A 1,525-nucleotide genomic window follows, 5' to 3' on the forward strand; every position below is an offset into this window, starting at 1 on the left:
TCAAGAGCGAACCTTCTCCCGAAGTTACGGTTCTATTTTGCCTAGTTCCTTCACCCGAGTTCTCTCAAGCGCCTTGGTATTCTCTACCCGACCACCTGTGTCGGTTTGGGGTACGATGACTTGTAATCTGAAGCTTAGAGGCTTTTCCTGGAAGCAGGGCATCAATGGCTTCCACACCGTAGTGTGTTCGTCTCGTGTCTCAGTGTTGTGTCTCCGGATTTGCCTAGAAACACCACCTACGCACTTTCACCAGGACAACCGTCGCCTGGCCCACCTAGCCTTCTCCGTCCCCCCATCGCAATTACAAGTCGTGCAGGAATATTAACCTGCTTCCCATCGACTACGCCTTTCGGCCTCGCCTTAGGGGTCGACTCACCCTGCCCCGATTAACGTTGGACAGGAACCCTTGGTCTTCCGGCGAGGAGGCTTTTCACCCCCTTTATCGTTACTTACGTCAGCATTCGCACTTCTGATATCTCCAGCATACCTCTCGATACACCTTCGCAGACTTACAGAACGCTCCCCTACCACTCACGCTTAGCGTGAATCCGCGGCTTCGGTGCCTGGTTTGAGCCCCGTTACATCTTCCGCGCAGGCCGACTCGACTAGTGAGCTATTACGCTTTCTTTAAATGATGGCTGCTTCTAAGCCAACATCCTAGCTGTCTGAGCCTTCCCACATCGTTTCCCACTTAACCAGAACTTTGGGACCTTAGCCGGCGGTCTGGGTTGTTTCCCTCTTCACGACGGACGTTAGCACCCGCCGTGTGTCTCCCGGATATTACTTACTGGTATTCGGAGTTTGCATGGGGTTGGTAAGTCGGGATGACCCCCTAGCCCAAACAGTGCTCTACCCCCAGTAGTATTCGTCCGAGGCGCTACCTAAATAGCTTTCGGGGAGAACCAGCTATCTCCGAGTTTGATTGGCCTTTCACCCCCAGCCACAGGTCATCCCCTAACTTTGCAACGTTAGTGGGTTCGGTCCTCCAGTTGATGTTACTCAACCTTCAACCTGCCCATGGCTAGATCACCCGGTTTCGGGTCTACACCTTGCAACTAGACGCCCAGTTAAGACTCGGTTTCCCTACGGCTCCCCTATACGGTTAACCTCGCTACAAAATGTAAGTCGCTGACCCATTATACAAAAGGTACGCAGTCACCCCGAAGGGCTCCCACTGCTTGTACGTACACGGTTTCAGGTTCTATTTCACTCCCCTCACAGGGGTTCTTTTCGCCTTTCCCTCACGGTACTGGTTCACTATCGGTCAGTCAGGAGTATTTAGCCTTGGAGGATGGTCCCCCCATATTCAGACAGGATGTCACGTGTCCCGCCCTACTCGATTTCACATCAAGGTTGTTTTCGTGTACGGGGCTATCACCCTGTATCGCCGGCCTTTCCAGGACCGTTCCACTAACTTCCAAGATGCTTAAGGGCTAATCCCCGTTCGCTCGCCGCTACTGAGGGAATCTCGGTTGATTTCTTTTCCTCGGGGTACTTAGATGTTTCAGTTCTCCCGGTTCGCCTC

At 53.0% G+C, this 1,525-nt stretch carries 1 rRNA gene; it reads right to left on the reverse strand.

Going from position 1 to position 1,525, the window contains the following annotated elements:
* Window positions 1-1,525: ribosomal RNA gene (locus G5154_RS21055) — 23S ribosomal RNA — on the reverse strand; the annotation flags it as partial.

The sequence above is a fragment of the Aeromonas sp. 600527 genome (assembly GCF_049175415.1).
Classification (GTDB): Bacteria; Pseudomonadota; Gammaproteobacteria; order Enterobacterales; family Aeromonadaceae; genus Aeromonas; species Aeromonas veronii_A.